Annotated in this window: 26 protein-coding genes and 1 pseudogene; 19 read left to right on the top strand and 8 right to left on the bottom strand. The window is 70.6% G+C overall.

Annotated elements, in window-relative coordinates; translation table 11 throughout:
* Nucleotides 1-31: 31 nt before the first annotated feature.
* On the bottom strand, nt 32-1,321 hold the full coding sequence (locus ACFV9W_RS01275) for a LuxR C-terminal-related transcriptional regulator (protein ID WP_385754160.1): 1,290 nt from the start codon (nt 1,319-1,321) through the stop codon (nt 32-34).
* Nucleotides 1,322-1,929: 608 nt separating this feature from the next.
* Here ACFV9W_RS01275 and ACFV9W_RS01270 point away from each other — a divergent pair.
* From ACFV9W_RS01270 to ACFV9W_RS01205, 14 genes are read left to right on the top strand one after another with little or no spacing between them, the layout of a single operon-like run.
* Nucleotides 1,930-2,376, top strand: a complete 447-nt coding sequence (locus ACFV9W_RS01270) for a hypothetical protein (RefSeq protein ID WP_385754158.1) — start codon at nt 1,930-1,932, stop codon at nt 2,374-2,376.
* The gene (locus ACFV9W_RS01265) at nt 2,373-3,884 is read left to right on the top strand and encodes an FAD-dependent monooxygenase (RefSeq protein WP_385754156.1); all 1,512 of its coding nucleotides are present in this window, start codon (nt 2,373-2,375) and stop codon (nt 3,882-3,884) included. Before ACFV9W_RS01270 ends, ACFV9W_RS01265 begins: the two co-directional genes overlap by 4 nt.
* 31 nt (nt 3,885-3,915) lie before the next feature.
* Entirely contained in the window at nt 3,916-4,239 is a 324-nt protein-coding gene (locus ACFV9W_RS01260; protein ID WP_385754153.1) for a TcmI family type II polyketide cyclase, read from the top strand.
* On the top strand, nt 4,239-5,531 hold the full coding sequence (locus tag ACFV9W_RS01255) for a beta-ketoacyl-[acyl-carrier-protein] synthase family protein (protein ID WP_385754149.1): 1,293 nt from the start codon (nt 4,239-4,241) through the stop codon (nt 5,529-5,531). Before ACFV9W_RS01260 ends, ACFV9W_RS01255 begins: the two co-directional genes overlap by 1 nt.
* The gene (locus tag ACFV9W_RS01250; RefSeq protein ID WP_385754146.1) at nt 5,528-6,769 is read left to right on the top strand and encodes a ketosynthase chain-length factor; all 1,242 of its coding nucleotides are present in this window, start codon (nt 5,528-5,530) and stop codon (nt 6,767-6,769) included. The genes ACFV9W_RS01255 and ACFV9W_RS01250 overlap by 4 nt, the downstream gene beginning before the upstream one ends.
* 1 nt (nt 6,770) lies before the next feature.
* Complete coding sequence (locus ACFV9W_RS01245) at nt 6,771-7,037, top strand: acyl carrier protein (protein WP_385754143.1); 267 nt, start codon at nt 6,771-6,773, stop codon at nt 7,035-7,037.
* Nucleotides 7,038-7,052: 15 nt separating this feature from the next.
* Entirely contained in the window at nt 7,053-7,847 is a 795-nt protein-coding gene (fabG, locus tag ACFV9W_RS01240; RefSeq protein WP_385754140.1) for a 3-oxoacyl-ACP reductase FabG, read from the top strand.
* 41 nt (nt 7,848-7,888) lie between these two features.
* Nucleotides 7,889-8,827 carry an aromatase/cyclase gene (locus ACFV9W_RS01235; protein ID WP_385754138.1) on the top strand — a complete coding sequence of 313 codons (939 nt, stop codon included), beginning with the start codon at nt 7,889-7,891 and terminating at the stop codon, nt 8,825-8,827.
* Nucleotides 8,828-8,830: 3 nt separating this feature from the next.
* Nucleotides 8,831-10,792, top strand: coding sequence for an SDR family oxidoreductase (locus ACFV9W_RS01230; protein ID WP_385754136.1), 1,962 nt, complete (start codon nt 8,831-8,833; stop codon nt 10,790-10,792).
* A 36-nt stretch (nt 10,793-10,828) separates the two neighbouring features.
* Nucleotides 10,829-11,002, top strand: coding sequence for a hypothetical protein (locus tag ACFV9W_RS01225; RefSeq protein ID WP_385754133.1), 174 nt, complete (start codon nt 10,829-10,831; stop codon nt 11,000-11,002).
* Nucleotides 11,003-11,004: 2 nt separating this feature from the next.
* Nucleotides 11,005-12,015, top strand: a complete 1,011-nt coding sequence (locus ACFV9W_RS01220; protein ID WP_385754130.1) for an LLM class flavin-dependent oxidoreductase — start codon at nt 11,005-11,007, stop codon at nt 12,013-12,015.
* Nucleotides 12,008-13,216 (top strand): MFS transporter, encoded by a 1,209-nt coding sequence (locus tag ACFV9W_RS01215; protein ID WP_385754128.1) that lies wholly within the window; start codon nt 12,008-12,010, stop codon nt 13,214-13,216. Before ACFV9W_RS01220 ends, ACFV9W_RS01215 begins: the two co-directional genes overlap by 8 nt.
* Nucleotides 13,213-13,383, top strand: a complete 171-nt coding sequence (locus ACFV9W_RS01210) for a hypothetical protein (protein ID WP_385754124.1) — start codon at nt 13,213-13,215, stop codon at nt 13,381-13,383. The genes ACFV9W_RS01215 and ACFV9W_RS01210 overlap by 4 nt, the downstream gene beginning before the upstream one ends.
* Nucleotides 13,380-13,607, top strand: coding sequence for a ferredoxin (locus ACFV9W_RS01205; protein ID WP_385754121.1), 228 nt, complete (start codon nt 13,380-13,382; stop codon nt 13,605-13,607). Before ACFV9W_RS01210 ends, ACFV9W_RS01205 begins: the two co-directional genes overlap by 4 nt.
* Nucleotides 13,608-13,701: 94 nt before the next feature.
* On the opposite strand, the gene ACFV9W_RS01200 is transcribed toward ACFV9W_RS01205, so the two are convergent.
* The gene (locus tag ACFV9W_RS01200) at nt 13,702-14,616 is read right to left on the bottom strand and encodes an AraC family transcriptional regulator (RefSeq protein WP_385754119.1); all 915 of its coding nucleotides are present in this window, start codon (nt 14,614-14,616) and stop codon (nt 13,702-13,704) included.
* A gap of 151 nt (nt 14,617-14,767) precedes the next feature.
* On the opposite strand from ACFV9W_RS01200, the gene ACFV9W_RS01195 reads away from it, so the two are divergent.
* Complete coding sequence (locus ACFV9W_RS01195; protein ID WP_385754117.1) at nt 14,768-15,721, top strand: NAD(P)-dependent alcohol dehydrogenase; 954 nt, start codon at nt 14,768-14,770, stop codon at nt 15,719-15,721.
* A 36-nt stretch (nt 15,722-15,757) separates the two neighbouring features.
* Here ACFV9W_RS01195 and ACFV9W_RS01190 read toward each other — a convergent pair whose 3' ends face one another.
* Nucleotides 15,758-16,405, bottom strand: a complete 648-nt coding sequence (locus tag ACFV9W_RS01190) for a TetR/AcrR family transcriptional regulator (protein ID WP_385754115.1) — start codon at nt 16,403-16,405, stop codon at nt 15,758-15,760.
* Nucleotides 16,406-16,554: 149 nt separating this feature from the next.
* Between ACFV9W_RS01190 and ACFV9W_RS01185 the strand changes: the two genes are divergently transcribed.
* Complete coding sequence (locus tag ACFV9W_RS01185; RefSeq protein ID WP_385754111.1) at nt 16,555-17,313, top strand: SDR family NAD(P)-dependent oxidoreductase; 759 nt, start codon at nt 16,555-16,557, stop codon at nt 17,311-17,313.
* A gap of 33 nt (nt 17,314-17,346) precedes the next feature.
* Here the strand turns inward: ACFV9W_RS01185 and ACFV9W_RS01180 are convergent, their stop codons facing one another.
* Nucleotides 17,347-18,279 carry a LysR family transcriptional regulator gene (locus ACFV9W_RS01180; RefSeq protein ID WP_385754109.1) on the bottom strand — a complete coding sequence of 311 codons (933 nt, stop codon included), beginning with the start codon at nt 18,277-18,279 and terminating at the stop codon, nt 17,347-17,349.
* A 108-nt stretch (nt 18,280-18,387) separates the two neighbouring features.
* Between ACFV9W_RS01180 and ACFV9W_RS01175 the strand changes: the two genes are divergently transcribed.
* Together ACFV9W_RS01175 and ACFV9W_RS01170 are read left to right on the top strand one after the other, a co-directional pair.
* The gene (locus ACFV9W_RS01175) at nt 18,388-19,233 is read left to right on the top strand and encodes an alpha/beta hydrolase (RefSeq protein ID WP_385754106.1); all 846 of its coding nucleotides are present in this window, start codon (nt 18,388-18,390) and stop codon (nt 19,231-19,233) included.
* 23 nt (nt 19,234-19,256) lie between these two features.
* Nucleotides 19,257-20,744 (top strand): MFS transporter, encoded by a 1,488-nt coding sequence (locus ACFV9W_RS01170; protein WP_385754103.1) that lies wholly within the window; start codon nt 19,257-19,259, stop codon nt 20,742-20,744.
* Here ACFV9W_RS01170 and ACFV9W_RS01165 read toward each other — a convergent pair.
* Nucleotides 20,667-21,053 (bottom strand): MerR family transcriptional regulator, encoded by a 387-nt coding sequence (locus tag ACFV9W_RS01165; protein WP_385754885.1) that lies wholly within the window; start codon nt 21,051-21,053, stop codon nt 20,667-20,669. The genes ACFV9W_RS01170 and ACFV9W_RS01165 overlap by 78 nt on opposite strands.
* Before the next feature lie 80 nt (nt 21,054-21,133).
* On the opposite strand from ACFV9W_RS01165, the gene ACFV9W_RS01160 reads away from it, so the two are divergent.
* Nucleotides 21,134-21,943 carry an alpha/beta fold hydrolase gene (locus tag ACFV9W_RS01160; RefSeq protein WP_385754099.1) on the top strand — a complete coding sequence of 270 codons (810 nt, stop codon included), beginning with the start codon at nt 21,134-21,136 and terminating at the stop codon, nt 21,941-21,943.
* 129 nt (nt 21,944-22,072) lie between these two features.
* On the opposite strand, the pseudogene ACFV9W_RS01155 reads toward ACFV9W_RS01160, so the two are convergent.
* The 3 genes and pseudogenes from ACFV9W_RS01155 to ACFV9W_RS01145 all read right to left on the bottom strand — a co-directional run.
* Nucleotides 22,073-22,529: pseudogene (locus tag ACFV9W_RS01155) on the bottom strand (dienelactone hydrolase family protein); the annotation flags it as partial.
* 24 nt (nt 22,530-22,553) lie between these two features.
* Nucleotides 22,554-23,180 (bottom strand): hypothetical protein, encoded by a 627-nt coding sequence (locus ACFV9W_RS01150; RefSeq protein ID WP_385754095.1) that lies wholly within the window; start codon nt 23,178-23,180, stop codon nt 22,554-22,556.
* Between the two features lie 90 nt (nt 23,181-23,270).
* Nucleotides 23,271-24,848 carry an alpha/beta hydrolase gene (locus ACFV9W_RS01145; RefSeq protein ID WP_385754091.1) on the bottom strand — a complete coding sequence of 526 codons (1,578 nt, stop codon included), beginning with the start codon at nt 24,846-24,848 and terminating at the stop codon, nt 23,271-23,273.
* Between the last annotated feature and the right edge of the window lie 43 nt (nt 24,849-24,891).

Genomic DNA, 24,891 nt, shown 5'->3' with positions numbered 1-24,891 from the left:
ACTGAGCGTGAGCGCCGTATGAACGCAGGAACTATACGGCGGAAGGGCAACGGTCGACTCGGGAGGAAGCAGGGCGCTGCCATTGGAGCGCGGAGTGCAACTCGCTCCGGCCGGAAATGGCGAGTTTGCGGTAGACGCTCGACAGGTGGAACTCAACGGTTCGAATCGACAGGAACAGGGTCGCGGCGATCTGCCGGTTGCTGTAACCGGCGCTCGCCAGCTGACCGATGTGCAGCTCCTGGCCTGTGAGGCAGCGGATGTCCAGGCGCTGAAGGGTGGATTCCAGGCTGTGCTGCCACAACCGGTTGCCACTCTCCCGGGCCACCGAGAGCGCTGCCTCCAGATGGTTTCGGCCGGCGGACAGGTTCTTGCGGTCGATCTGCAGGGTCCCCAGGTCGTGCAGGGCCTGGATCGACTCGCCCCGGGCATGGGCGAGATGGAGCAGCACCACGGCCTCTTCCATGAGCGCTACCGAAGTGTCGTCCCTGCGGGCGCACGCGACGGCGTGCAGCGCCAGGCCGATGCAGCGCGGTGAGCCCCAGGTGCGGGCCGCGGCCAGCTCCTCCTCGGCCAGGGCGAGCGCGAGGTCGCGGCGCCGGGTCGCGAGTGCGGCGGTCGAGGCCCGTGAACGCCACGGAATGACGGCGGGGTTGGCGACCCGGCGCTCGGTGAGCAGCCGTCCGCACGCCATGAAGTCCTTCAGACTGTGCTGGAACTGGCCGGCCGCCTGCTGCAGTGCGCCGCGCGCGGCCAGGATGTGGACGAGGTCGGAATGGCTCGTGTCGAGCCGGCCCGCCAGGCCGTGGGCCCGTAGTACCTGGTGTGCGCGCCCCAGTTCACCGGACAGGACGTGCGCCTCGATGAGCCATGCGACGGCGAGCCCGGCGAGGTGCGGCAGGAGCCCGCGCGCCAGTCGCGCCTCGAGCAGACTCGATGCCTCGATGCCGTGGCCCTCGAGCAGACTGATCCGCGCGCGCAGAAGTGTCAGTACTTCCTGGTGCTGGGGCGAGCCCGACCAGCGGGCGTCCTTGGCCAGTCGACGGCACTCGGCGTGTGCGGTGACGATGTCCCCGGTGTAGAGCAGCGTCAGGATCGCCGACCACATGCCGTGCGGGTTGCCGTGGTTGTCCTGTGTCGCCAGGGCCGCTTCGACCTGCTGGTGGACGAGGGTGCGCCTGATCCCGAGGTTGGCCAGTTCGATGCTGTGCAAAAAGGAGCGCGTCTCGGGCGGCGACAGTTGTTCGTTCGCGACCGAGTCGAAGCGTCCCGGCATGTAGATGTCCTGGCCTTCCCGTAGGGCCTGGCCAGCGAGATTGATCATCTTAATTTCCCCCTTGATGTTCATCCGGTCTTTGCCTTCGAGCTGCTGTCGCGCATGGTCAGGAGCGACCCTCGGGAGGTTTTCCGCTTCATGGAACCTCTCGCTCCGAGCCGACGCTACAGGTCGTCTATTGCGTGAACATGAACAATCTTGAGTGCAGGGGCGGGGTGCAATTGGCTTGCGTCAGTGGCATGTTGAGGAGCGGCCCGGCATGCCCTTCATCGGTGCTGACCTGATGATTTCCCGACGGGTTAGGGTGCGTTGCCGAGTGCGCTCCTCACGACTTCCTGACGTGAGCGTGTTGCTGAAACGTGACTATCGCCACAATGTGTCGGCGCGCCCGGACCGCGTCGAACCGCAAAGAGCCCTGTGGTTGAACCGTAGATTGTCCCGGTGTCCCTTGTGGGGCCCGAGCCGGGCTGCAACAGTCGAATGGCCGGACAGACTTCCGTCTTTGACGACGACATCGCCATGGTGGCCGGAAAGCCGGCCCTTCTCCCGTGTCGAACTGACCTTTTGCTGGGTTCTTCCGCACCCTGCGTGCCTATCCGCGCAAGACGTGCCGCCGCGAAAATCTTCCACCACAGAGTGAGGCAGGCAGAATTTCCATGCTCCAGAAGAACACGACGAAGCGCCTTGGTTATTGGCTGCTCCATCTGCACCGGCTTTTCGACGAGGCGACCACACGGGCGCTCGCCGAGGAAGAGCTGAACCGGCGGCAATGGCAGGTACTGCACGCCATCGGCATCGGACTGCCCACGGTTTCCGCCATCGACGGTGCCTTCGCGCCGTTTCTGGCCATCGAAGGCGAAGCCACCTATCAGCCCGTGGTCGACGATTTCGCCGGACGCGGCTGGGTCGTGGCCACGGGTGAACAGATCGCCCTGACCGAAAGCGGGCACTTCGCGCACGAGCGTGCCGAAAAGCTGGTGAACGCGCATGCCGCCAGGTCCCTGGTCGGCATTACCGAAGCCGAATTCCTCGCCGCCAATGACGTGCTGGCCCGGATCGCAGCCAACCTCGAGAGGGAGCCTACGTCCAGGGGGATCGCATGAACCGTACGGATGGCCGGGACACCTCCGTGATCGTCGTCGGCGCGGGCCCCGCCGGGCTCATGCTGGCCGGTGAACTCCGCCTCGCCGGCGTCGACGTCGTCGTGCTCGAACGCCTTGAACGGCCCACCGGTCAGTCCCGCGGCATCGGCTTCACCGTCCGCACCATGGAGATCTTCGACCAGCGGGGCCTGCTGCCCCGGTTCGGCGGCATCGAGACCAGCACCGCGGGACACTTCGGAGGGTTGCCGCTCGACCTCACCGTTCTCGGCGCCGCGCACGAGGCCGCCCGAACCGTCCCGCAGTCACGCACCGAGGCCGTACTCGAGGCCTGGGCGCGGGAGTTGGGCGCGGACATCCGCCGCGGCCAGGAGGCCACCGGGATCTCTGAGGACGCCGACGGGGTGAGCGTCGCCGTCAAGGACGCCGACCGTGACCTGCGCGGGCGCTACGTCGTCGGCTGCGACGGAGGCCGCAGCACCGTCCGCAAGCTCACCGGCTTCGACTTTCCCGGTACGCCCGCGACGACCGAACTGTTCGTCGCCGACCTGCGCGGAGTGGAACTCGAACCGAAGATGACCGCGGACCCGTCGGCCGACGGCCTGGTCATGGTGGCGCACCTGCCCGACGGCATCACCCGGATCATCGCCGCCGAGCGCGGCGCACCTCCGGTACGGCGCACGGGGCCGCCGGAGTTCAGCGAGGTCGCGGACGTCTTCAAGCGCCTCACCGATGTCGACATCTCCGCGGCCCGGCCGGTCTGGCTCAGCGCCTTCACCGATGCCGCCCGCCAGGTCACCGAATACCGGCGCGGCCGGGTGCTGCTCTCGGGCGACGCCGCCCACATTCATCTTCCGGCCGGCGGCCAGGGCATGAACACCTCGCTGCAGGACTCCGTCAACCTGGGCTGGAAGCTGGCCTCCGTGGTCCGCGGCACCGCCCCCGAGGAGCTCCTGGACAGCTATCACGAGGAGCGGCACGAGGTCGGCCGCCGACTGCTCGCGAACACCCGCGCGCAAAGCCTGCTGATCCTCGGCGGCGAGGACGTGGCACCCCTGCGCGACGTCCTCGCGGGGCTTCTCGACATCGACGAGGTGGCCCGCAGGCTCGCCGAACGGGCCAGCGGCCTCGACATCCGCTACGACGTCGGCGGCGGCCGGCACCCACTGCTCGGCGCCCGCCTGCCCGAACTCGCCCTGCACGACGGGCGCCGGGCCACCACCTCCACCGAACTGCTGCGCGCGGGGCGCGGGTTGCTCCTCGACCTCGACGACAGCGCCGGGCTGCGTCGCCGGGCCCTGCCGTGGAACCACCGGATCGACGTAGTGACCGCCACGGCGCGCGACCTGCCGGAGTCCAGTCCGCTGGCCGGGACGACGGGCGTGCTCGTGCGCCCCGACGGACATGTCGCGTGGGCCGCACCAGGCAGCCATCACGACCTGCCCATGGCGCTCACCCGCTGGTTCGGCCCTGCCCGCCCGGCCCTGCCCGCACGAGCGGCCGCCGCCTGAGCGACCTCCGCACAAGCGACCAAGGAGAACCATGCACAGCACACTGATCGTGGCGCGGATGGCTCCGGCCTCCGCCGAGAACGTCGCCGAACTCTTCGGCGCGTTCGACCGCACCGACATGCCCGCCCGGATGGGAACCCGCCGCCGACAGCTCTTCGCCTACCGAGGCCTCTACTTCCACCTTCAGGACTTCGACGAGAACGACGGCGCGGGCCGCATCGAGGACGCCAAGACCGACGCGCGCTTCACCGCGATCAGCCAGGACCTCAAGCCGTACATCGACGCGTACGACCCGGCGACCTGGCGCTCGCCCGCCGACGCCATGGCCCAGCGCTTCTACGAGTGGGGCGCGTGATGGGGAACATCACGGGCAGCGCCGGTGAACGGCGGGTCGTCATCACCGGAGTGGGCGTGAGCGCACCCGGCGGCGTCGGGACCAAGGCCTTCTGGAACCTGCTCACCGACGGCCGCACCGCCACCCGCCGCATCTCCACCTTCGACCCCTCGCCGTTTCGCTCCCAGGTGGCCGCCGAGGTCGACTTCGACCCGGAACTGGCCGGCCTGACACCGCAGGAGGTCCGGCGGATGGACCGGGCCGCCCAGTTCGCCGTGGTCACCGCGCGCGAAGCGGTGACCGACAGCGGCCTTGCCTTCGAGGCGCTCGATCCGCGCCGCACAGGCGTCACGATCGGCAGCGCGGTCGGTGCCACGATGGGCCTGGACCAGGAGTACCGGACCGTCAGCGACGACGGCCGCCTGGAACTCGTCGACCACACCTACGCGGTGCCGCACCTCTACAACTTCATGGTGCCGAGCTCGTTCGCGACCGAGGTCGCCTGGGCGGTCGGTGCCGAGGGCCCGGCCACCGTCGTCTCGACGGGCTGCACCTCCGGCCTCGACGCGATCGGCTATGCCGCCGACCTGGTGCGCGAGGGCACCGCCGATGTCATGATCGCGGGCGCGTCCGACGCGCCGATCTCCCCCATCACGGTCGCCTGCTTCGACGCGATCAAGGCAACGACCCCGCGCAACGACGACCCGGAACACGCCTCCCGCCCCTTCGACGCGACGCGCAACGGCTTCGTCCTGGGTGAGGGAGCCGCCGCGTTCGTGCTGGAGGAGCTGCACAGCGCCCGAGCCCGCGGTGCCCGCGTCTACGCCGAGGTGGCCGGCTACGCGACCCGCTCCAACGCCTTCCACATGACGGGCCTGCGCCCCGACGGCAAGGAGATGGCGGAAGCGATCCGGGTCGCGCTCGACGAGGCCCGGATGAACCCGACGGACATCGACTACATCAACGCCCACGGCTCGGGCACCAAGCAGAACGACCGGCACGAGACGGCCGCCTTCAAGCGCAGCCTCGGCGATCACGCGTACCGCACCCCCGTCAGCTCCATCAAGTCGATGGTCGGGCACTCCCTGGGTGCCATCGGGTCCATCGAGGTGGCCGCCTCCGTGCTCGCCATGGTCCACGACGTCGTACCGCCGACCGCGAACCTGCACACGCCGGACCCCGAATGCGATCTGGACTACGTGCCGCTGACGGCCCGTGACCAGCTCACCGACGCGGTCCTCTCGGTCGGCAGCGGGTTCGGCGGTTTCCAGAGCGCGATCGTGCTCGCCGACCCCGAGCGGGAGCAGCGATGACGCGACGCACACTCGTCACCGGGCTCGGCGTGCTCGCGCCGACCGGCCTGGGGGTCGAGGAGTACTGGGCGGCGACCCTCGCCGGACGCGGCGCCGTCGGCCCGGTGACCCGGTTCGACGCCTCGGGATACCCGGCGCGGCTCGCGGGCGAGATCCGCGGTTTCGATGCCGCCGAACATCTGCCGGGCCGACTGCTGCCGCAGACCGACCGGATGACCCGGCTCTCCCTCGTCGGCGCCGATTGGGCCTTCGCGGACGCCGGAGTGATCCCGGCCGAACTGCCCGACTACGACGTCGGTGTCATCACGGCGAGCCACTCCGGCGGCTTCGAGTTCGGCCAGAACGAACTGCGGGCGCTGTGGAGCCAGGGCGGCCAGTACGTCAGCGCTTACCAGTCCTTCGCCTGGTTCTACGCGGTCAACAGCGGCCAGATATCGATCCGCGGCGGACTGCGCGGGCCGAGCAGCGTGGTGGTCAGCGACCAGGCCGGCGGACTCGACGCCGTCGCCCAGGCACGCCGGCAGATCCGCAAGGGCACCCGCATGGTGATCTCCGGCGCCGTCGACGCGTCCATCTGCCCCTGGGGCTGGGTGGCACAGCTGACCAGCGGCCGCCTGAACACCGGCGACGACCCCGAGCGCGCCTACCTCCCCTTCGACGACCGCGCCGCCGGACACGTACCCGGGGAGGGCGGAGCGCTCCTCGTCCTGGAGAACGCCGACGACGCCCGAGCGCGCGGCGCCGCACACATCTACGGGGAGATCGCGGGCTACGCCTCCACCATGGACCCGCGGCCCGGCAGCGACCGCGACCCCGCCCTGCAGAGCGCCATCGAACTGGCCGTCGCCGACGCCGACCTGACGCCCGACGACATCGACGTGGTCTTCGCCGACGCGGCCGCGGTCCCCGAGCTCGACCGGATCGAGGCCGAGGCGATCACCAAGGTGTTCGGTGTGCGCGGCGTACCGGTCACCGCGCCGAAGACGACGACGGGCCGCCTGTACTCCGGGGCCGCCCCGCTCGATCTCGCCGCCGCCCTGCTCTCCCTGCGCGACGGCCTCGTCCCGCCCACCACCAACACCGTGCTCTCCGCGGCGTACGACATCGACCTGGTGACCGGCGCCCCACGCGCCACCGTGCTACGCACGGCCCTCGTCCTCGCCCGCGGCCACGGAGGCTTCAACTCCGCGATGGTCGTGCGCGCCGCCGAACCCTCAACTCCTCTGCGAAAGGCCTGACATGGCAGCCAACGCATTCACCCTCAACGACCTCAGGACCGTCCTTCTTGAGGCCGCGGGCACCGACGAGGACGTCGACCTCGCCGGAGACATCCTCGACAGCGACTTCGAACAGCTCGGCTACGAGTCGCTGGCGCTCCTGGAGACCGCGGGACGCATCGAGCGCACCCACGGGATCAGCCTCGACGAGGAGGCGCTGGCCGAGGCCAGCACACCGCGCCGGCTCATCGACCTCGTCAACAGCCACCTGACCGCCGCGACCGCCTGACCCGGAGGACGAGCCATGACGGACATCCATGACAAGGCGGCCCGCGTCGCCCTCGTCACCGGCGCCACCAGCGGCATCGGCCTGGCCGCTGCCCGGCTCCTCGCCGAACAGGGCCACCGGGTCTTCCTGTGCGCCCGCGACGCGCAGGCGGTCACGGACACGGTCAAGTCCCTGCAGGACGAGGGCCTCGACGTCGACGGCGCCACCGGTGACGTCCGCTCCAAGGAGCAGGTGGAGGAGGTCGTACGGGCCGCCGTCGCCCGCTTCGGGCCGCTCGACGTCCTGGTCAACAACGCGGGCCGCTCCGGCGGCGGCGTGACGGCCGACATCGAGGACACGCTCTGGGAGGACGTCATCGCGACCAACCTCACCAGCGTCTTCCTCGTCACCCGTGCCGCCCTGAACACCGGCGGCATGCGGGGCAAGGACCGCGGCCGGATCATCAACATCGCGTCCACGGCGGGCAAGCAGGGTGTCGTGCTCGGTGCTCCCTACTCGGCCACCAAGCACGGAGTCGTCGGCTTCACCAAGGCGCTGGGCAACGAACTCGCGCCGACCGGCATCACCGTCAACGCCGTCTGCCCCGGCTACGTCGAGACACCCATGGCCCAGCGCGTGCGCCAGGGCTACGCGGCCGCCTACGACACGTCCGAGGACGCGATCCTCACCAAGTTCCAGTCGAAGATCCCGCTCGGCCGCTATTCGACGCCCGAGGAGGTCGCGGGACTCGTCGGCTATCTCGCCTCCGACTCCGCCGCCTCCATCACCTCGCAGGCCCTCAACGTCTGCGGCGGCCTCGGCAACTTCTGAGCCCGCCATCGAAGTCACCGACCGCTGAAGGGAATTCACCCATGACCGTCCGCGAGGTCGAACACGGCATCACCGTGCAGGCACCGGCCACCGACGTGTACCGGCTGCTCGCCGAGGTGGAGAACTGGCCGCGCCTCTTCCCGCCGAACGTCCACGTCGAGTACCTGGAGCGGGAGGCCGGCCATGAACGCATCCGGATCTGGGCCACCGCCAACGGCGAGGCGAAGAACTGGACCTCGCTGCGCGAACTCGACCCCGAGGCGCTGCGCATCACGTTCCGCCAGGAGGTCTCCGCGCCGCCCGTCGCCGAGATGAGCGGCACCTGGATCGTCGAACCGCAGGGCCCGGACGAGACCCGGCTGCGGCTGCTGCACACCTACCGCGCCGTCGACGACGACCCCGACGGGCTGACCTGGATCGACCAGGCCGTCGACCGCAACAGCCGCGAGGAACTCCCCGGTCTCAAGGACGGCCTCGAACAGGCCTCGGCGAACGCCGAGTTGACCCTGTCGTTCGTCGACTCCGTCCGAGTCGAGGGCTCCGCGAAGGACCTGTACGACTTCGTGAACGAGGCCGACCGGTGGACCGAGCGGCTGCCGCACGTCAGCGAGGTGCGGCTGACCGAGGACACCCCCGGACTCCAGGTCCTGCGCATGGACACCAAGGCCGTCGACGGCAGCACCCACACCACGGAATCCATACGCGTCTGCTTCCCCCACCACAAGATCGCCTACAAGCAGACGACGCTGCCGGCGCTCATGGCGCTGCACACCGGGTACTGGGAGTTCCGCGACGGCGACGACGGCAGTGTCACCGTCAGCTCCCAGCACACCGTCGTACTGAACGCCGACAACATCACCAAGGTCCTCGGCCCGGACGCCGGGGTGCCCGAGGCGCGGGACTTCGTCCGCAAGGCACTGGGCGCCAACAGCCGGGCCACCCTGGAGCACGCCAAGAGCTACGCGGAAGCGCGGCGTTGACCCATGGCCGACGACACAGTGGTGATCGTCGGCGCCGGTCCTGTCGGGCTGCTCCTCGCGGGCGACCTGCGCACCCACGGCGTGCCGACGGTCGTCCTGGAGCGGCTCACCGAGCCGATGGCCGAGTCCAGGGCTTCCACCCTGCACACCCGCACCATGGAACTGCTGGAGCGGCGCGGCATCCTGGCACGGCTCGGCGAGCTGCCGGGTGGCGGACCCGGCCACTTCGGCGGCATGCGGCTCGACCTCACGGCCGCCGACCCCGACCACCCGTACGCAGGACAGTGGAAATGCCCGCAGACCCGCCTCGAGGCGGTGCTCCAGGAACGGGCCACGGAACTGGGCGCGGTCGTCCGGCGCGGCCTGCGCCTCGTCGCCCTGCGCGACACCGGAAGCCGCATGAGCGTCGAGGCGGTCGGGGCCGACGGCCGTCGGGAGAGCCTCACCTGCTCCCACGTCATCGGCTGCGACGGCGGCGACAGCACCGTACGCCGCCTTGGCGGCTTCGACTTCGCCGGAACGGACGCCCGACACGAGATGCTGCGGGCCGACGTCGAAGGACTGCACATCCCGGACCGCCGCTTCGAACGGCACCCCCGCGGCCTCGCCACCGCCCACCGCTGGCCGGACGGCAGCACCCGCGTGATGGTGCACGTCTTCGGCACGGCACCCGGCCGGCGCACGGGACCGCCCGCGTTCGACGAGATCGTGGCCGCCTGGGCGGAGGTGACGGGCGAGGACATCGGCCACGGACGGCCGACGTGGCTGGGCGCCTTCGACGACACACGCCGCCAGGCGACCCGCTACCGCAAGGGCCGGGTCCTACTCGCCGGGGACGCCGCCCATGTACAGATGCCCGTCGGCGGCCAGGCCCTCAACCTCGGCCTCCAGGACGCCGCCGAACTCGGCGCCCGGCTCGCCGCACACCTGGCTGCCCCGCACGACCGGGGCGCTCTGGACACCTACGACGAGATCCGCGGTGCGGTCGGCGCCCGCACCCTCACGGACATCCAGGCCCAGTCGTACCTGCTGCTCGGCGGCGCCGAGGTGGAGCCACTGCGCGAACTCGTCGCTGAACTCCTTGAGTTGGCGCCCGTGAGGCGCCGCCTGGCCCGGTCCATCAGCGGCCTGGCAGCCCCCGCCGACGCCACCACGAGCTCCGACACCCACACACGGACCACCGAGAGGACCCACACCATGAGCAGGCTCACCGACAAGACGGCACTGGTGACAGGGTCGAGCCGGGGCATCGGCCGGGCCATCGCCAGGCGCCTCGCCGACGAGGGCGCCCTGGTCGCCGTCCACTACTCCACCGGCGAGGACGCCGCCCGGCACACCGTCGAACTGATCGAACGCGACGGCGGCCGCGCCTTCCCGGTCCGCGCCGAACTCGGCGTGCCCGGCGATGTGCACGAGCTGTTCCTCGGCGTGGAACAGGGGCTGAAGGAGCGGACCGGTGAAACCGCACTGGACATCCTGGTCAACAACGCGGGCATCACCACCCCGGCAGGGATTCAGCCGGAGGACGTCACGGCGGAGGAACTCGACCGGCTCTTCGCGGTGAACGCCCAGGCTCCGTTCCTCATCGTCCAGCGCGCCCTGGGACTGCTGCGGGAGAACGGTCGCATCATCAACATCTCCTCGGGCCTCACCCGGTTCGCCAGCCCCGAACAGGCCGCCTACGCCATGACCAAGGCGGCCGTCGAGCAGATCTCCCTGCACTTCGCACGGCACCTCGCACCCCGCGGGATCACCGTGAACAGCGTCGCGCCCGGCATCACCAACAACGGCAGCGCGCTCTTCGACATCCCCGAGGCCGTCGAGCAGATGGCTCAGTTCTCCGCCTTCAAACGCGTCGGCGAGGCCGTCGACGTGGCGGACGTCGTCACCTTCCTCGCCTCGCCCGACGCCCGCTGGGTCACCGGCGCGTTCATCGACGCGAGCGGCGGCACCCTGCTCGGCTGACCGCCCCGTAGTACCCGACAAGGAGCGTGACCGCCCATGACAGCCGCCCGCATCCCCTGGCCGCCGACGACCCCGCTTCGCAGCCCGGCGGCCCCGGCCCGCGAACCCGACGAGACCGGAGACCTGCGCGCGCTCGTCGCCCGCGTGTTCGCCACCGTGCCCGACCACCACGGCGCCCGCCCGAGCCGCGCCGCCCGAACGGAGACCTGAGGATGGACGTCGGACTTCTCTTCGACCTGCGCAACCCCGCCCAGTGGCACCGCCCGTGGGCCGACCACTACGCCCGCTCCCTGGAGTACTGCGAGGAAGCGGACCGACGCGGTGCAGGCGGTGTCTGGTTCACCGAGCACCACCTGTTCGACGACGGCTATCTGCCGCAGCCCCTCACCTTCGCCGCCGCGGCCGCGGCCCGCACCCGCCGTGTCCGCATCGGCACCTCGGTGCTCCTGCCCAACCTCCACCACCCCGCCCGGATCGCCGAGGACTCCGCCGTCGTCGACCTCATCAGCGGCGGGCGCCTCGAACTCGGCGTCGGCGCCGGCTACCGGGTGCCCGAATACGAGCTGTACGGCGCGGACTTCGACCGGCGCATCGGCCAGGTCGGCGACAACGTGCGCGAGATACGGCGGCTGTGGGACGAGGGCGGCGTCACCCCGGGCCCCCTCCAGTCGCCAGTGCCCCTGTGGGGCGGCTTCTACGGTCCGCGCGGCGCACGCCTCGCCGGACGCCTCGGCATCGGACTGCTGCACATCAACCACGAGATGTACGGCCACTACCGCGAAGGACTCGCCGAGGGCGGGCACGACCCGGAGTCGGCACGGGTGTCGGATCTGCTCCCCATCATCCTGGCCGACGACCCCGAGGCCGCCTGGCCGCGGGTCGCACCCCATGTCGCCCACCAGATGAACAGCTACATGCAGGGCTCCGTCGAGGGCACCGACCTGCCGCGCCCGCCCCTGCTCAGCGCGGACCAGTTCCCGCAGCGGCCGAACGAGGACGGCTCCTTCTCGCTCCTGGAGATCCTCACACCCGAGGCCGCCGCGGCCCGGATCGTCGAGCGGACCAAGGGACTTCCCGTACGCCACCTGATCTTCTGGGCGAGTGTCGCGGGCATGCCCGACGACCTCGTCGTGCGCAACATCGAGCTGATCAGCGAGCGGCTGCCCGTCCTGCTCGCCGAGCATCTCGGTACGGAGCCCGCCGGAGTGCGGACCGGTGGCTGAGACCCTCACCACCCCTTCGCGCACGGACCGCGGGGGCCGAATGCTGTTCGTCCTGTCCGGGAACATGGTCCTTGACGCGATCGAGGTGTCCGTGGTGCTCGTCGCCCTGCCGTCGATCGCCGCCGATCTGCGGCTGTCCATCTGGACGGTGCAGTGGCTGATGAGCGGCTTCGCGCTCGGCTTCGCCGCCGTCCTGCTCGTCGGCCCGCGGCTCACGGCCCGCTGGGGACTGCGCCGCTGCTATCTCATCGCGCTGCTCGTCTTCGCGCTGGCGTCGGTGGCCGGCGGGCTCAGCGACACACTCTGGCTCCTCATCGCCTCGCGCGTCGTCAAGGGCGGCTGCGCCGCGCTCACCGCACCGGCGGGACTGATACTCATCGGTGCCACCTTCCCCGAGGGCCCGCGCCTGCGCCGGGCGGTGTCCGTGTACTCGCTGTTCGGCGCCTGCGGGTTCACACTCGGCCTGCTGCTTTCCGGCGTGCTGACACCACTGAGCTGGCGCTGGACCTTCCTGTTCCCGGCGCCCGTCGCGCTGGTTCTGCTGGTGTGGGGCCTGCGGGTGATCCCGAGCGCAGGTGCCCAGAGCGCGCGGCGGCCGGTCTCGGCTCTCCTGGGGCACCGCGCGCTGCTCCGTTCCGCGTTCGTCGCGGCCAGCCTCAACGGTACGTACGCCGGCCTGCTGCTGCTCATCACGTTCCGTGTCACCCACCAATTCGGCTGGCAGCCCTGGCAGTTGGCGCTCGCGCTGCTGCCGGCCTGTGTTCCGCTCGCGGTGTCGGCCGCGTTCGCGGGCCGGCTGAGCGTGCGGCTCGGCACCCGAGGGTCCATCGCGGCGGGCGCGGCCGCTGCGTTCGCCGGACAGCTGCTGCTCCTGCTGCGGCCCACGACCGGGTCCTACACGACGGTGCTGCTGCCGACGCTCCTGCTGGTCGGCGCCGCGTTCGTGCTCGCCTTCGCGGCGCTCAACCTCCAGGCGACGCAAGGTCTTTCGCCGCAGGACCGCAGCTCGGCCGTGCCGCTCTACCAGACGGGCGTCCAGCTCGGCGGCGTCGTGCTGCTGCCCCTGGTCGCCGCCCTGCTCACTCAGGGCGAAGGCCCGCGCCCCGCCCTGCTCGCGATCGCGCTGGCCGGGGCCGCGGGACTGATCGTCGCCCTCACCGGCCCCCGCAGCACTTCCACCTCAGGGAGCCAACCGACATGACCGAGTACTCGTCGACCCCGCCCACCGTCGAGCGCGACGTCACCGAACTGCCCCGCGACCGCGCCGACCGACTCCGCGAGGGCGCCGCACGGTTCGGGCCGACCCACTTCAGTGGACTCGAACCCGAGATGAAGGCATTCGCCAAGGTCATGGAGGAGCTCCGATGAACGAGGCGCACGAGCCCGGGACGCTGCGCGTCAGCACCGAGGAGGACCGTTGCGTCGCCGCGGGACACTGCGTCGTGGCGGCCCCCGAGGTCTTCGACCAGCGAGACGACGACGGCGTCGTCGTCCTCCTCGCCCCACGGCCGCCGGCCGGCGTCCGGGCGGCCGTCGAGGAGGCGGCGCTGCTTTGCCCGGCCGCCGCCATCCGCCTCGCGAGCGGGCCGTGAACGCGGCGGACTCCCTGGTCTGCGACCACGTCTGGTTCGCACGCACACTTCATCTGGGGAAAGCACTCCCGGGAACGCGGTCCAGTTGGCGGGGCTACGGCTCTGTCTGTGTTCGCCAGGTCCCGGGGGAGACGCCTTCTCGTTTGGCGAAGGCGCGGCTCAGTGAGGTTCCGGTGTCGTAGCCGACCTGGACGGCGATTTCCTGAACGCTCAGGGGCGTGTCGCGCAGCAGGACCTTCACCCGGTACATGCGCCATGCCGTGAGGTGGCCCAGGGGAGTGTCTCCGGTCTTCTCCTTGAACAGGGCGGCGAACGCCGAACGGGACATGCCCGCCGCGTGGGCGAGTTCCTCGACCGTCCAGGGGTGGGACAGGTCCGCGTGCAACTGCCGGATGGCGGACGCCAGGCGCGGTTCGCGCAGCGCGGCGATCCAGCCGACGGTGCCGCTCCTGACATCCGCGCAGCAGGTGCGCAGTGCCTGGACGAAGAGCACGTCGGACAGCCGACTCATGATGAAGCCACTGCCGAGGCCGTCCGCCGCGTTCTCTCGGGCGATCAGGTCGAAGGTGGCGTGCAGGAGCCGGCTCGCGGCGTCGTCCAGGTTCAGCCTGAACAGTGGTGGCAGGAGCGCGAAGAGGGGCTCGGCCGCCACTGCGTCGAAGGCGAACCGGGTGGACGCGATGCGGGTCGGCTCGCCCTTGCCGCCGACTGCCGCCGCGTGGCCCGATTCCTGGAAGGTGAGGCCGTCGCAGTCGACGACCTCGCGGCCGGGCGCGTCTTGCAGCGTGAACCCCACTCCGGCGCGAACGAGAATGCAGTCGTTCTTCTCCAGCCACTGAGGTTGGTCCAGCGAGTCCGATTCCAGCAGACACGATCCGTCGGCGACCAGCACCAGCCGGGCAAGGTGCCGCGGGGGAAACGAGATGCCCCACGGGGCGTGGGCGTCCACGCGCACGTATCGGGTGTTCTCGACCTTCATGGTGGCGAGGAGGTCGTCGATCGGGTCCATCCGTCCGCCCTCCTGGACGATCTGCACCAAATTGGGGACCCCAAGATACAACGCGTCCAGCCGCGCCTTCCTAGCCTGGTGATCATCACCGAACGAAAGGGTGGAGAGGTAAGAGATGCGCTCCTTTCATATAAAAGCGGGCGGAGGGCTGATGGCCTCCACCGAGTGCCCGACGCCGCGTCCGTCGGCGGGCGAGGTGCTCGTACGCGTCATGGCCACTTCCGTGAACGCACGCGATCGCCTCATCGTCGCGGGCAAGTACACCGTCCCCGTGCCGACCGGACGCATCCCGCTCTCCGACGGCGCAGGCGTCGTGGAGGCCGTGGGGGAGGGGGTCACGCGGTTCCGGGCCGGGGACCGTGTCATGGGTACGTTCCATCCGGACTGGGTGGACGGCCCGTTCCCGGGGTGGGGCGAGCTGCGTGGCACGCATCGTGACGGATGGCTGGCTCAGTACCTTGCGGTGGACGAGCGGAGTCTCGTGGCGATGCCGGACCTGCTGTCCTTCGAGGAGGCGGCCACGCTGCCGTGCGCCGCCCTCACGGCGTGGTCCGCCGTACGCGGTGTGGGCCCGGGGGACACGTTGCTGGTCCAGGGTTCGGGGAGCGTGTCACTCTTCGCGCTGCAATTCGGCCGCTTGCAGGGCGCACGGGTGCTGGCCACGACGTCCAGCACCGAGAAGGCCCGCCGCCTCAGCGCCCTCGGCGCGTCCGATGTCGTCGACTACACAAGCACCCGGGAGTGGGGCGCCCGGGTGCACGCGCTGAGGGACGGCGGCGTCGACCGCATCGTCGAAATCGGCGGCGGCGCCGAATCCGTCGCGCAGTCCGTGGAGGCCCTCGCCTACGGAGGGCAGATCGCCCTGGTCGGCAACCTCGCGTCGGGCGGCGGCATGGAACTGACACGCTTCTTTCAGCGCGCGGCGACTCTGAGGTCCGTCAGTGTCGGCAGCCGAAGCGAGTTCGAGCAGATGAACAGGGACATCGCCCGACATGGCCTGACCCCGGTCATCGACCGCGTCTTCGCGTTCGACGAGGCGCCGGAGGCGTTCGCCCACATCGCAGAGCGGGGGAGTTTCGGGAAGGTCGTCATCAGCCACGGCTGAAACGGTGGCGGCGCCCTCGTGGCGGTGCCGGAGCCCTCAGGAGTGCTGCGGGTCGTCGGAGCCGCGGCCGTAACGGGCGAGCATTGTCGTGACCGCTTCGTCGACGGCGTGGGCGACGTCGGCCGGTGTCGGGCTCCAGTCCGCGAGCAGCATGCGGGGCCACAGGACGTAGTTGGCGATCATGCCGAGGAACTGGTTGGTGGCGCTCTCCGCGTCGGGTACCACCGCGGTGCCCGCGGCGTGCTGGGCCTCCAGGTAGCGCTGGACGGAGACGAAGTAGGGCAGCTTGCCCAGCTCGAACTGAGCCCGCCCCAGTTCCGGGAAGCGCGGCAGTTCGGCGATGACGATACGGAAGAGGGCCGCCATCGCGGGCCGACCGATCAGGTCGGCGTACTGGCGGCCGATCGCGCTCAGTCCGGCGCGCAGGTCACCGGGCTGCGTCGCGGGCGCCGCCGGGTCCGGCCCGCCCTTCCAGTACTCGGTGACGATGGCCTCGAAGAGCGCCGCCTTGGTGGGGAACTGTTTGAACAGCGTGGACTTCGAGACGGCCGCTTCCTGCGCGATCTTCGCGAGCGAGGTCCCGTCGTACCCCCGCTCCAGGAACAGCTTCGTGGCCGCTGCGGTGATCGCCTCGCGCTTGCGTTGAGCGAGTCGTTGATGGTGCGCGGAGAGCCCTGCGGTCATGGGCCCAGTATGCCCCATGGCGAGGCGAGTCACTTGACTCGCCATTGCGCGGGTGCTTACCTCGAAAGGGAGGCGAGTCGATCGACTCGCACCCTGTCGGCGGAAGCACTCCCGGCCGGCATCGTCCCGTTCTCCGAGGAGAAGCACTCATGGAGCCAGGCAAGATCGCATTGGTGACCGGCGGCAACCGCGGCCTTGGCCGGGCGACGGCCCAGGCGCTGGCCCGGCACGGGCTGCGCGTCATCGTCACCTACCGCGGCGACGCGCAGGAGGCCGAGGAGACGGTCAAGAACGTTCAGGAAACCGGCGCCACGGCCGCCGCGCTCCGGCTGGACATCAGCGACGTCGCCTCCTTCCCCGCCTTCGTCTCCCGTTTGGCCGCGCAACTGGAGCGCTGGGACGCGACCCGCCTTGACGTCCTGGTCAACAACGCCGGGATCGGGCTGTTCGGGCCGCTGGAAGCGGTCACGGTCGACGACTACGACGCGATCATGGACACCAACGTGCGCGGCACGTTCTTCCTCATCCAGGCGCTCGCGCCCGTACTGGCCGACGGGGGTCGCATCATCAACGTCTCCTCCTCCCTCAGTCGCCACACCAGTGCCGGCACCTCGGTCTACTCGGCTTCCAAGGCGGCGGTCGAGGCCCTCAGCCGGACCCTGGCCCTGGAGTTGGGGGCGCGGGGGATCCGCGTCAACTCCATCGCGCCGGGGCCGACCGCCACCGACTTCAACGGCGGTGCCATGCGGGACGACGCGCGGATGCGCGAGGGCCTGAGCGCGCAGACCGCGCTCGGCCGCGTCGGCGAACCGCAGGAGATCGGCGACGCCATCGCCGCGCTCGCCTCCGAGGACCTGCGATGGGTCACCGCCCAGCGCCTCGAAGTATCGGGCGGTGCGCTGCTGTAGGGACCCCGCCCACACCAAATCCGGCGACCAGGATCAAGTGCGGGTCCGCAGCCGTTCGTTGAGGGCGGCACCGACGTCGGGGCAGTTCTCCCGGATGGTGTCGAGGAAGGCGCGCAGCACCGGGGAGTCGTCGTGGGCCGCGAAGGACAGGACGAGATCGGGCAGGGGCGTACGCGGGGTCACGTCACAGAACCGCACTCCCTGACGCGGGGCCGCCCTCATCCTGGACGGCCCCAGGCCGACGCCCACGCCCGAGGCGGCGAGGCCGATGATGGTGTGCACGTCCCTCGCGACGGTCGCGCCGCCGAGAGCCGGTGAGTCCGTGCCCAGGAGGGTGCGCAGTCCGGCGGTGACAGCGGGCTCGTCCTCGCCGGCCGACACGATCAGTGGCTGTTGCCGCAACTGATCGATGCTCACGGAGGGTTGACCCGCGTACGGGTGCGCCGTGCTCACCACGGCGATCATGTGGTCGCTTCCGATTGGGACGGACACGAGGTGCTCGGCTCCCGCGCCCCGTGGCGGGCCGAGGGTGATGGCCACGTCCAGTTCCCCGGCGACGAGAGCCGGGCCGCTGCGGCTGGTCGCCATCTCGTGCAGTTCCAGCCGTACGTCGGGCCGTTCATGGCCGAACCGGCTCAGGACGCCCGGCAGTGGGTCGAGCAGTGCCGAGGCGATGAAGCCGAGGCGCAGCCGTCCCGTCTCGCCGCGCGCGGCCCGGCCCGCGTCGACCGTGGCCGCCGCGATCTCGTCGAGTGCCCGGCGCGCCCGCGCGAGGAACGCCTCACCGGCGGCGGTCGGGAACACCCCCTGACGTGTGCGGTCGAACAGCCGGGCCCCGACCTCGCGCTCCAGATCGGCGATCTGCTTGGACAGCGGCGGCTGGGCGATGCCCAATCCGGCGGCCGCCCGGCCGAAGTGTGCGTGCTCGGCGAGAGCAACCGCGTATCGCAGGTGTCGCGCTTCCATGCCCCGCACTCCGTCCCGTCTCCCGCTGGCCATATCTCAAGGATATGGTCATGCCACTTAGCAGATCTATGAATGGATGACGCTTCCGTTCCTGTCTGGAATGGAGCCATGGCGAATGAATCTCTTACCGGCACCGTCTTCGTTTTCGTGCACGGCGCCTGGCACAGCTCCGGGCAGTGGGCGGCGACGCAGCGCGCACTGGCCGGGCTGGGTGCTGCGAGCGTGGCCGTCGACCTGCCGGGGCACGGTTTCGACGCACCCCTGCCCACCGGCTACCTGCTGCCCGGCCAGCCCGGCCTGCTGACCGAGAAGTCACAGCTCGCCACGGTGACGATGGACGACTGCGCCGAGGCCGTACTGAACGTGCTGCACCAGGTGCGTCACCATCGCACTGTCGTGCTCGTCGCGCACAGTGCGGGCGGCGGTCCCGCATCCCTGGCCGCGGAGCGGGCGCCCGAGCTGGTGGACCGGATCGTCTACCTGTCCGCGTTCGTCCCGGGCGGGCGGCCGCGGTTCTTCGACTACCTGGGCGCACCGGAGAACGCCACCGCGCTGGGCCGGAACCTGAACCTCGGCGACCCCGAGGCCCTGGGCGCCGTACGGATCAATCCGCTCTCACCGGATCCCGCCTACCTCGACGAACTGCGCGAAACCCACTACCACGACACCCCGGTGGACCGCTTCGACCGCTGGCGGTCCGCGCTGAGCCCGGATCTGCCCCTGGCGATCCCGACGGCTCCGATCACCCTGACCGCGGCACGGTGGGGACGCATTCCCCGGACTTTTCTGCGCTGCGCCGAGGACCGGGCGCTGGCACCGGCCGTGCAGGACCTGATGATCGCGGAAGCCGACCGGGGTTTCCCCGGCAACCCGTTCACCGTGCATACACTGCCCGGCAGCCACAGCCCGTTCGCCGCCCGGCCGGGTGCGCTCGCCACGGCCCTCGCCTCATGAGTGGCCCTCGCGGCGGGTGGCTCGTGCTGCCGGTCGTGTTGAGTGCGACCTTCGTGCAATTGCTCAACGTCACCGCCGCGCAGATCGCCGCCCCGTCGATCCAGGCCGACCTGGGCGCGGGCTCAGGTGCCGTGCAGCTGATCCTGGCCGGGTACACCCTGACCTACGCGTGCCTGCTCATCACGGCCGCGCGCCTCGGCGACCGGTACGGCTACCGTCGGCTGTTCGTGCTGGGCACCGTCGTCTTCACAACCGGTTCAATCGCCGCCGCGTGTGCTCCCGATGCCACGTTTCTCATCGCGGCCCGGCTGGTCCAGGGCGCGGGCAGCGGTCTGGTCGCACCACAGGTTCTGTCGATCATTCAGGTCGCCGTCCCCGCTGCACGGCGCCCACGGGCTCTGGGCCTGTTCGGCGCCACGATGGGAGTGGCGTCACTGGCCGGGCCGCTGATCGGCGGACTCCTCGTCGGCGCCGACCTGTTCGGCCTCGGCTGGCGCCCGGTGTTCCTGGTCACGGTGCCGGTGGCACTCGTCTCGCTCGCGGGCGCGACCGTACTGCCCCGCACGCGAGGCCCGGGCGGACAACGCGTGGACGGGGTGGGCGTGTTGCTGACCACCGTGGGCTTCGGTGCGCTGGTACTGCCGCTCGCGCTGGGCGGGGAGGCCGACTGGCCCTGGTGGACCTGGGCCACGCTGGCCGGGTCCGTGGCCGTGCTCGGCTGCTTCGCCCTAACGCTCCGGCACCGGCCGCATCCCCTGGTGTATCCGTCGCTGTTCCGCGACCGACGGGCGCGTGCGGGGGTGCTGCTCGTGTTCGTGTTCAACGCCGGAGTGCCGTCCTTCACGTATCTGCTGTTCCTGCATCTGCAGTCGGCCCTCGGGTGTCCGGCCCTGACGGCCGCGCTGACGTCGGCACCCTTCGCGGCCGCGGCCGTGCTGGGCAGCCGCGGCGCACCCGTACTGGCCCGCCGACACGGGGCGGCGGCGCTCACGGTCTCGGCGCTGGTACTGGCAGGGACGGCCCTGGCTCTCGCTCCACTGATCGGCACGGAGGCCGGACGCTGGGCGGCGTTGCCGGTCCTGGCTCTGGGCGGCGCCGCGTTCGGCTCGTTCACCGCCTCGGTGTTCGCGTCGGTGCTGGCGGGGGTGGACGACTCCGCGGCCGGTTCCGTGTCCGGGCTGCTGCCCACGGCTCAGCAGTTGGGCGGGTCGATCGGGGTGGCCGCGGCGGGGCTCGTCTACTTCGCGCCCATGGCCGGCCCGGACGCGGCGTTTCGGCACGCCATGATCTACGAGGCCGCTGTCTTCACCGTCACCGCGCTGATCAGCCTTCGGATGCAGGATCGGAACCGGCTGGTCGCGCCACGGGCAGATGCGGCGCGCCGGGATGGTGACCTGGATGGAACCTGTCGGTGGCCTGCGCCCGGGGCGGAGTCAGGCAGAGGCAGCCTCGGTGTCCCGACGTACCGCCGGTGGCGCGGCGGTGATGATGGTGTCGAGGATCGCCTGTGATGCCTGTAGATCTTCGATGGCGTGCGTAATGCGCTCGCCCTCACGACGAAGTTGCGCCAGCAGGTCCGGACAGGTGGGCACGAGGTGCCCGTCGTCCGCTCGGATACACGGCAGGACCTGAGCAATCAGAGCGGTCGGAAGACCTGCAGCCAGCAGAACGCGAATGCGGCGCACTGTCTCCACATCCGACTCCCCGTAGATGCGGTAGCCGCTGGGCAGCCGGTCGGGGATCAGCAGTCCTTGCTGTTCGTAGTAGCGCAGAAGTCGCTCATGGACTCCGGTACGCCGCACCATCTCTTTCATGCGCATGCCGCCCGCCCCATCCCTGATCTTCTGGCCCACGCCGCGACTTGACTCTGACATTGATGTCGGAGTTTAGCGTCGGCTCCATGACCACTGATCACGCAACTCCCGCCTCTCACCTCGACGTTCTCGTGCGGGGGCGCGGCCCCGCGCTGCTGCTCGCGCACGGCGCCGGCGGCGGCATCGAGGGGAACTTCGGCCTCGTCCTCGACGACCTCGCCCAGGACCACATCCTCGTCGGCCCGCACTACCCCGGAGCAGGCGGCTCTGCACTGGCCATCGAACCCCTGGACCTGGACGACCTCGCCGACCGCCTGGTCGCGGCTGCCGTCGCGGCCGGCCAGGACTCGTTCGCCGTCCTCGGGGAATCCCTCGGCAGCGCCGTAGCCGTCCGAATCGCCACACGGCACCCCGACCGCGTCCGAGCGCTCGTCCTCACCGCGGGCTTCGCCACCGCCGACCCCGTCCTGGCGCTCGCCGCCCAGCTGATCAAGTCCCTGGCAGCCGCCGGGCAGTGGGAGGACGTGGCACGGCTTGCTCTCCTGTCCTGCATGTCCCCGGCGGACCTGGCGGACCTCGAACCGGCCGCCCTCGACGAACCGGTCGCCCAGACCCTGGCCGCGATGCCGCCGGGCATCCTGGACCACTTCGACCTGGTGTCCCGCGTGGACGTCCGGGCCGACCTGGCGAAGGTATCCGTCCCGACTCTGGTGGTGGCGCCAACCGGAGACCGGCTGGTACTGCCCGAAAGCTCCTACCGCCTGGCGGCCGGCATCCCGGACGCCAGGCTGATCGAACTGCCCGGCGCCGCCCACATCCTGAACCCGGCAGACCGGACGACCTGGCTCCGCCATGTACGCGAGTTCCTCGCCGCACTCCCCGCACAGTCGGAGTGAGCGCACCACTCCTCACGGATCAAACGACCTCCTTCCCAGCGGCCGAGTGCCTGTCCTTGGGCCCCGTCAGGCGCAGGCGGGGCCCAAGGGCAGGCTCCGAGCCCTACGCGCGGTTCAAGGTGCGCTTCAATCGGGCGTCAAGTCGCCCTCGGCGTGCCCGAAATGGACCTGTGCGGTGATGGTCTCGAAGAGCCCGGGCCCGTCGGCGCCGACAGGCCCGTGGAACGCGGCGAGGGCGCCGACTCGCCCCGGGTGGGCCGTGGCGGTGCGCACGGCGTACAGCCCGCCGATGCAGTACCCGGTCACCCCGACGGGCCCGGCTGCGACCTCGGCCTGGGCGCCGAGAAACCCGAGGTAGGCCTCGGCATCGCGCAGAACACGCTCGAGGGTGTGCGCCTGGATCAAGGGCATCACCGCACCCATGACCCGCTCCCGGTCCTGCGCCCCGACGAACTCGGGAAGCTCGGCCACCGGCGCGGGCCCGTGCCGGTAGAAGACATTCGAGTACATCAGCACCCGGGCGCCGCCCGCCACCCCCGGGAAAAGCGGCGAACCCGTCGGCCGCGCCGTCCGCGGCCGGAATCAGGCGGGAGACCGGGTCGTCGGAACGTCAGCCCGCCCCGCCGTCCAGGAAGCGGCTGTAGCGCAGCCGCAGGGCCCGTTCCGTGCTTGCCGTTGCCGTGACGAGGGTGACCGCGACGTTCATCCAGACCGGCAGGTGCACGGGTGACGTGAACGTGCCGATGTGCTGGGCGATTTCGGGTGGCTGTGTCAGTTTCTCGGCCAGTTGGGAGAGGAGCAGGGCCAGGGCCGCCGCCAGTGTCACCGTCGAGAGGGCGCCGAGCGTGCGGCTCAGCGTCGGGTGTCTGCGGTCGAGGTTCGCGCGGCGGCCCTCGGCCGAGGCCGGGTCGGGCGTGAGCTGCTGCGCGTAGCCCTCGGCGGTGACGTAGTGGCAGCGCTTGAGGCCGAAGGCGCTCATTGCCACCTCAATGGTGCCGCCGTGGACGGGGAAGGCGGCGGGGAGTTTCGACACGGCGAGTTGCTTGCCGTCGCGGTAGAGCTGCGCCTTGACGTTGCCGGAGCTCTGGTTCTGGCCGTGCCGTACGTCCACGGTGTAGCGGACCTGCCGGCCGGTGCCGCCGTCCGTCAGGTGGAGGTGGAACAGGGCTCGGGAGAGGTGTTGCCACCAGCGGAAGCGCTTCAGGTCCCGGCCGTCGCCGGGCCGCACTCGCCGCACCGCCCGATTCCGGCGCCATTCCTTGAGCGTGTTCCTACTCCCGTTCCCCGTGCCTGCCTGTTGCGCCTGATGTCGGTGGCGGTCGCCGCGCTATGTACTCGGTTGCTCCGCCGGGCAGTTGATGTCCTGCGACGGGCGCTTCCCGGTGGTCAGGTACGTCGTCACCGCGTCGTTCGCGCACCTGTTGGTGCCCGACGGGTAGACGCCGTGGCCGCCCTGGTCGGCCGTCACCATGACGGCCCGGTGGCCGAAGGCGTGGCGCAGCTTCTTGGCGCCGGCGAGTGGTGTTCCCGGGTCCCGTTCGTTCTGCACCATGAGGACGTTCGACGGGCCCTTGGCGCCGACGCGTACGGGCGGCTCGGTGCGCTCAGTGTGCTCGGTCGGCCAGAAGGCGCACGGGCCGATGCCGGCCGTGGAACCGCCCAGCTTCGGGTATCGGACGCGGTCGATCTCGGCGTTGCGCTGGTACGTGGCGATCGAGCGCGGCCAGAGGCTGTCGTTGCAGAGGGTGTGGAAGCGGGCGGCCATGAAGTTCTCGAAGTCCGGCAGCGACGGGTCGTCCGGAAGCGGCTTGTTCGTGTCGAGGGCCTGCCAGGTCTTGGCCAGCGTGGCCATGCCCGCATCGGTGTAGAGGTTGTCGAGCGTCTTCCCGCGGAACACCGTGCCGTTGTAGCCCTGGACCGGTTTCTCGTCGAGGCGCCGCGCCAGTTCGTGGAACTTCGCCGTCACCTGCTGAGGTGTGGTGCCCAGGCCGTACTCGGGGTGTGCGGCGGCGTACGCCGCGAAGTCCGGGAAACGGTCCTCCATGCCTCGCGCGAGCATCCGCATCGCCGTGACGTCGTAGCCGCCGGGGCCCAGGTTGCTGTCGAGCACGATCCGGTCGTCGCGCCGGGGGAACAGCGTCGCGTACACCGAACCGAGCTGGGTGCCGTAGGAGCCACCGAGGTACGAGATGTTCGGCTCGCCGAGGGCCGCCCTGATCCGGTCCATGTCGCGCGCGGAGTTCGCCGTGGTGACATGCGGCAGCATCCAGGACGACTTCGAGGCGGCGCACTGCTCGGCGACGGCCCGCGCGTAAGGCGCCTCCTTGGCGACATCGGCCGCGTTGCGCGTGTACGGCGGGATGTTGCCGTGCGCCTGCTGCTTCTCCGTGAGATCGCAGGTCACCCGGGTGCTGCGGCCGACGCCGCGCGGGTCGAAGCCGATCAGGTCGTACGAGTCCCGCACCTCCTGCGGCAGCCCGGAGGCGGCGAGGGCGTACGGGTAGCCGAGCGACGTGATGCCGGGGCCGCCCGGGTTCACCAGCAGCACGCCGCGCCGCTTCGCGGGCTTCTCACTCGGCAGCCGGGAGACCGCGATGTCGATCTGCCGGCCGTCCGGATCCTGGTAGTCCAGGGGGACTTGGAGCGACGCGCACTCGAGCCGGGAGGCGTCACCCTGCCCAGGTTCCTCCGCCTCCTTCGCCTCCTTCGACGTTCGGGACGGCTCTGGCTCCTTCGGCTCCTTCGCCTCCTTCGGATTCTCGGCGCACGGGCCCCACCGCAGAGTGTCCACAGACCTCGCCTCGGCGGTGTCCGGCGTCGCCGCCAGTGACACTCCCGCGATGGTGGCAGTCACCACCGCGGTGGCGGCGAGGCCGAGGGAGAGGGTCTTCTTCCTTCTGCGCATGGTGTCTCCTCGGATACGAGGCGGCAGCTGTCCGGCCGCATGT

The organism is Streptomyces sp. NPDC059897, assembly GCF_042730865.1.
Lineage (GTDB): Bacteria > Actinomycetota > Actinomycetes > Streptomycetales > Streptomycetaceae > Streptomyces.
The sequence above is the reverse complement of the archived record's forward strand: the minus strand, read 5'-3'. Positions and strand labels throughout refer to the sequence as shown.